The 5,338-nt window shown below is 39.5% G+C and carries 3 protein-coding genes and 1 tRNA gene; 1 reads left to right on the forward strand and 3 read right to left on the reverse strand.

The features are described 5' to 3' along the window. Positions 1-1,197, forward strand: a 1,197-nt coding sequence (locus AC4GME_RS00175; RefSeq protein WP_490378868.1) for an HD-GYP domain-containing protein, incomplete at its 5' end; no start/stop codon positions are given. A 55-nt stretch (positions 1,198-1,252) separates the two neighbouring features. On the opposite strand, the gene AC4GME_RS00180 is transcribed toward AC4GME_RS00175, so the two are convergent. The 3 genes from AC4GME_RS00180 to gltX all read right to left on the reverse strand — a co-directional run bounded on the left by AC4GME_RS00180 (position 1,253) and on the right by gltX (position 4,966). Beyond that, positions 1,253-2,587, reverse strand: coding sequence for a DUF3943 domain-containing protein (locus AC4GME_RS00180; RefSeq protein ID WP_490377847.1), 1,335 nt, complete (start codon positions 2,585-2,587; stop codon positions 1,253-1,255). A 788-nt stretch (positions 2,588-3,375) separates the two neighbouring features. Beyond that, positions 3,376-3,451: transfer RNA gene (locus AC4GME_RS00185), tRNA-Ala, on the reverse strand. A 102-nt stretch (positions 3,452-3,553) separates the two neighbouring features. Then, positions 3,554-4,966 (reverse strand): glutamate--tRNA ligase, encoded by a 1,413-nt coding sequence (gltX, locus tag AC4GME_RS00190; protein ID WP_490378869.1) that lies wholly within the window; start codon positions 4,964-4,966, stop codon positions 3,554-3,556. Between the last annotated feature and the right edge of the window lie 372 nt (positions 4,967-5,338).

Raw genomic sequence — 5,338 nt, forward strand, 5'->3', positions numbered from 1 at the left:
AGATTTAACTATGATGGAATTATGTTAAAAAAGATTAAAGTAACGCAATTGCGTAAAGGCATGTACATCAATAATCTGAACTGTGGTTGGTTTGATCATCCATTTACGCTTAATCGTTTTAAATTAGAAAATGAAACCGATATTCGCAAAATCATTGCCGCGGGCGTAAAAGAGATCGAAATAGATACATCAAAAGGGCTGGATATTTTTGTTGAAGAAAGAAAAATAGAAAAGGCGACTATTGCTAAGGATATAAACAAAGATAGTGAAGATTCAGTTAAGAAAGTGACTGCGGTACAAGAGTTAGGTCAAGCCAAAATCGCATTTGCAGAAGCGGGTGAATTTATTACCGAGATGATGGCAAATGTAAAAATGGGCCAGCATGTAGAGTTAGAGCAAGTTAACCCTGTGATCAATAAAATGAGCGCCTCCATTTTACGTAATCAAAATGCTTTATTGGGGCTTTCGCGCATTCGCGTAATGGATAAATATACCTTTGAGCATTCTGTTAGCATCTCTGTTTTAATGATGTCATTTGCTAAAAGTATGGGGTTATCGATAAGAACAATTAATGATGTGGGAATTGGCGGGTTATTACATGATATAGGAAAAACACTTACGCCAAGTGAAATTCTAAATAAACCAGGGAAATTAACGCCACAAGAATTTGTGATTATGAAAAATCACGTTGTAGATAGTCGTAATATTTTGCAAAAAACTGCCGGGCTATCACAAATAGCACTGGATGTGGCCGCACAACATCATGAAAGGTACGATGGCAGTGGTTACCCTTTAGGGTTAAAAGGTGATGTGATCAGTCTTTATGGGCAGATGTCTGCAATAGTTGATGTTTATGATGCGCTAACGGCTGATCGTTGTTATCACAAGGGAAAGGAACCTTCAGAGGTCTTAAAATTATTACTCAAATGGAGTGGTACCCATTTTAATCCTGAGTTGGTAAAGAAATTTATTCAATCTGTTGGTATTTATCCAGCTGGAAGTTTGGTTTTATTAAGTAATCAATATTTAGCAACGGTAGTAGATTTTAATGATAATATGCTTAAACCTGAAGTTGAGGTATTTCTTAACACTAAAAAGCGCTGTTATGTGCCACGCAAAATTATCAATTTATCCGATTATAAAGATATTAAAATATTAAGTGTTGAATCGCACGCTAAGTGGAATGTACAACAGTAATTTTTTGTGATCTAACGGCAATAATGGTGGATATTCCAGCCATTATTGCAACTCTTTATAAAGACCATTCTCCCTTACCAAAGCGGTAAATAATTGCACTACCCAACTGGTTTTCATTGGTATGTGTTCGGGTGCTGTAATAATGGCGCCAATCACCTTGCAGTGCCCAATTATCATTAATTTTATAATGTATACCTAGTCCGCCATTGATTTGGAAACGTTTTTTATTTCGATCTTGATCGCGCATCATTTCACCTACACCTGTGGTGATAAATGGGCGCCAGTCTGATTGCGTGTTTAGATAATACTGCATATCCAGGCCGTAATTTTCATAAATGATACTGTTGTTGCTTTGCTTATCTTTTACTTCAGCTCTACTGTAGTTTAGACGGCTTGAAAAGCTGCGTGTAAAATATAAACCGACAGAAAGCTGTTTCCCATAGGCATTACTCATACCCCATTCGTTATCTAAATTCAGCCATATCCCGCCTGCAGAAATGCCAACAATTCCAGTATCAACAGGATCAATGCTATCACTTCTATAAGGTGCATATTTGGCTTTTTTACCGCTAATGCCAGGCAGTGCTTCGCTATCATCTGCACCGAACATATAGCTGACTTTAAGTCCTACTTGGTTTTCTGTTTCCCCTCCATAAGGCAATGCAGCCTGCTGGAAAGTAAAATAACCTGTACCAGCTTTGATGATATCGTCGCCAAACAAGTAGTTAATATTTCGACCAATAGAATCAACGGGATCAAGTAAAAACAGAGAGGTATTGCCGAGGATTTCTGAGCCTAGAACTGTACCGCCATTAAGCCAAATATCACGCTCTGTATTAAAAGCCCATTCTCCATAAACCCAACCTAAAACAGGTGTTACAACTAAATCTTGAATGGATGGTATTTCCGCAAAGGCTTCAAGACCGTATTCCCAGTAAAAAGTTGACATCATAAATGAGTATACAAATGCATCCCATTGACGATAGCCCGACTTACGAGCCGATTGGTAAAATACCCCGCCAAAATAAGGATGCGCCAGGTAATTTAAGTACCAATCATCACGATCCCATACTGGGCCGGCAGTGACATTATCCACCCATTTACTAGAAAGGTCATGATCATTATCTTCTTCCCAATTGGTTATTGTACTCGGCATTGCTCCTAATACGGCAACCACACCGACACCTAAACCGAAAACTGTATAGGTTTGTGATAATAATCGATCCGAGTCTTCTCCATTTTCGGGACTAAACAGGGATATCTGATAAGGGGAATCATAGAAGCTTGAATCAATCTCTTTTTCTTCCCAGAAAGAGTTCGTCGCTTTAATTTGATAAGCTTGGTCAACTGTTTGGCTGGATTGTGTCGCGTTTATATCATTATCAGCCATTGCAGCGCTTGAAATAAAAATAGCACTGAGGAAAAGGGCGTTTTTAGCTGATTTTGTTTGTTGACTGTTTTGGAAAAGCACGTGTTTGTTACTCAGAATAAATGGTAAAAATAGATGCTAAGGTCATTAAGCCTACTAGCAAATCACCCAGCAAAATAGGACGCAGGACGAATTTACAGCAAAAAGCAAAGCGGATCAAAAAAAATTGTAAGTAGAAAATCAAATAAACTAAATCTGAGATCTATATACCCAAGCCACCTCAAGATGCAGGAATCAGCAAGACGATAAATGATGAGATTCTAGGCAGAAGGTTGATGATCTAGTTATTCTAAATCAAAGCCTTCTAACAACGAAGATCATCGTTTATCGCCTTGCCCTTCGGGAGTTTCGCCCGAAAGCTAGCACTGCGTTGCAACACTTGAAAAGGGAATTACCATTCTCATCATGTTGCGCCTTGTTCTAGCATCCGGGCGAAGCTCTGAATCTGCATCTTGAAGTAGCTTGGGTATAATCATGCGTTTAACAAAAAAGCCCGTGTCAGTTTCCTGCCCGAGCTTTTTTGTCTTCTAATAGTTCAGATTTGAGTTTGCCATTGATAGACTGAGTATATTTAAACCCCAATTGATATTTTTATGGCAACTTAGCGGATGTAAAACCGAGAAGATAAACCAACAATAAAAATGCGAGTTACTATAAAGTTTGACTAAAAGGGGCTGTTTGCTATGGGAAATGAATTATTGAATATCTATTTAGCCATAGCTATTCACTTAACCTTAGAATAGTAAAAGTGGTGGAGCTATGCGGGATCGAACCGCAGACCTCAACGCTGCCAGCGTCGCGCTCTCCCAGCTGAGCTATAGCCCCACTTTAAGTTGCTATGTCATTATAGAAATGAACAGGGCGCATAATATGCGCCCTGTTTTTGTTTGTCAATTCAATATGTTAAAAAATAACTGCTATTTTAAATTATTGAGCGGCTTCACGTGCCGCAATAAATTCAAGTGCGCGACTGATACGTGCAATACTACGCTCTTTACCAATGAGGCGCAGAGTAACTTCTAAAGAAGGAGATTGACCCGCGCCTGTGATAGCAACACGTAGCGGCATACCTACTTTACCCATACCCACTTCTAACTCTTCAGCCGTATCATGGATTACTTGCTGAAGCGTTGCATCTGTCCAATCGTCGGTTGCCTGCAGTTTTTGTTGAACTAAAGCAAGTGCATCTTTAGCCACTGGGCGAAGATGTTTTTTAGCGGCAGTTGCATCAAACTCTTCATATTCTTCAAAGAAGTAACGGCTAGAGGCTGCTAAATCAACTAATGTTTTAGCACGCTCTGAAAGTGCAGTAACAATTTCAGACAGAGCAGGGCCATTAGTGGTATCGATTTTTTGATTAGCCATGTGCCATGCAAGGTGCTCGGCAACGTAAGCTGGATCAAGTGTTTTAATATAGTGTTGGTTTAACCAAAGTAATTTATCAGTATTAAATGCAGAAGGGGCTTTATTGATTGCATCTAATGAGAACAGCTCAATCATCTCCTGCTCAGAGAAGATCTCCTGATCACCGTTTGACCAGCCTAAACGTACCAGATAGTTTTTAAGTGCTTCCGGCAGGTAACCTTCATCACGGTACTGCATTACTGATACTGCGCCATGGCGTTTTGACAGTTTAGCTCCGTCATCACCTAAAATCATTGCAACGTGTGCATATTCAGGTAAAGGTGCGTCTAATGCTTTAAGAATATTGATCTGACGCGGAGTGTTATTGATATGATCTTCACCACGAACAACGTGGGTAATCCCCATATCCCAGTCATCAACAACCACACAGAAGTTATATGTAGGTGTGCCGTCGGTACGCTGAATAATTAAATCATCCAGTTCAGAGTTAGAAAATTCGATATGGTCACGCACGTGATCATCAAACTTAACTGAGCCTTCTTTAGGGTTTTTAAAACGCACAACAAAAGGCGCATCAGTTTCAATAGGTGCTAAATCACGACACTTACCATCATAACGTGCAGCTTCACCAGCTTTTTCTTGTGCTTCACGAAGTTCATTAACACGTTCTTTTGAACAGTAACATTTGTATGCTGTACCATCAGCAAGCATCTTTGTGATTATCTCACTATAACGATCAAAACGTTTTGTCTGGTAATAAGGACCTTCATCCCAAGTCAAGCCCATCCACGTCATGCCTTCCAAGATTGCATCAACTGCTTCTTGAGTTGAACGTTCAAGATCCGTATCTTCAATACGTAAAACAAACTCACCACCTTGGCTTTTAGCATGTAACCAAGAATAAAGCGCAGTACGAGCGCCACCAACGTGTAAATAACCAGTAGGACTTGGGGCAAAACGCGTTTTAACTGTCATCAATAAATATCCTTCATATATAGGAACGGAAATAATGCGCGTATTTTAACGAATACCATTGTAATTACATTAACTATTTTATTTTTATCGTTAACAACTAGTGAAATAATTCAAAATTGATGAAGAAATTAGCGAACATTGTTTACCCTTTGAGCTGTTGACCATAAAACACGATTTTTATTATAAAAAGTCTTGACTGAAAAAGGGCTGTCCCTATAATACGCCCCACAAACGACGCGGTTGATTCGTGTTGCTTGTAAAATTTAAAGATAGCGGTTAGTGCCGTTTTGCTTCGAGCTCGCTCGATGCCTTTAATATTAAAGATGGGCGATTAGCTCAGTTGGGAGAGCACCGCCCTTACAAGGCGGGGGT

Source organism: Psychromonas sp. (genome assembly GCF_983033635.1).

Bases quoted from the DNA above. Each gene is read 5' to 3' on its own strand.
- AC4GME_RS00180 (WP_490377847.1), bottom strand. From the start codon at position 2,587: ATGGCTGATAATGATATAAACGCGACACAATCCAGCCAAACAGTTGAC.
- gltX (WP_490378869.1), bottom strand. From the start codon at position 4,966: ATGACAGTTAAAACGCGTTTTGCCCCAAGTCCTACTGGTTATTTACAC.